1 protein-coding gene is annotated in these 696 nt (G+C 70.4%); it reads left to right on the top strand.

Features of this window, described 5'->3' with window-relative positions; translation table 11 throughout:
* Nucleotides 1-696: glycoside hydrolase family 2 TIM barrel-domain containing protein (locus tag FUT87_RS19520; protein WP_222617208.1), on the top strand; the 696-nt coding region annotated here is incomplete at both ends.

Genomic DNA, 696 nt, shown 5'->3' on the forward strand with positions numbered 1-696 from the left:
CTGCGCCGCATCGAGCTGCGCGACCGCAAGCTCTGGGTCAACGATCGCCCGGTGCGGCTGACCGGCCTGACGCGCCACGAGGACACGCCGTGGGAAGGCCTGGCCGAGACCCGCGGCAGCATCCTGCATGACTGGGATGACCTGCGCGCGCTGCACACGACGCTGACGCGGCCGGTGCACTATCCGCAGCCGCCCGCGGTGCTCGACTATGCCGATCGCCACGGCATCCTGTTGGTGCCGGAGATCCCGGTGTGGCAGTTCAGCGAGGCGCAGCTGAAGGACCCGCGCGTGCAGGCCCTGGCCGAGCGCATGCTGGGCGAGATGATCGCCGCGGACGGCAACCACGCCAGCATCTTCGCGTGGAGCGTCTGCAACGAGAGCGACACGCGCCTGCCCGGCGGCCTGGACTACGTGCGGCGCATGAAGGCGGCGGTCCGCCGGCTGGATCCCGCGCGCTTCTTCACCTTCGCGGACTCCGACGTGAGCATCGCGCCCTGGCGCGACAACGCCGCGCTGCACGAGGCCGACTTCCTCATGGCCAACGCCTACTTCGGCAGCTGGAGCGGCGCCGCCGAGCAGGTCGAGCCCTGGCTGGACTTCATCCAGAAGAACTATCCGGAGAAGGCGCTGGTCATCTCCGAGTACGGCTTCGTCGGCCCCTTCGCGCCGAACGCCGCCGAAGCCGACCGCCAGCGC

It is taken from the genome of Mitsuaria sp. TWR114 (assembly GCF_007997345.1).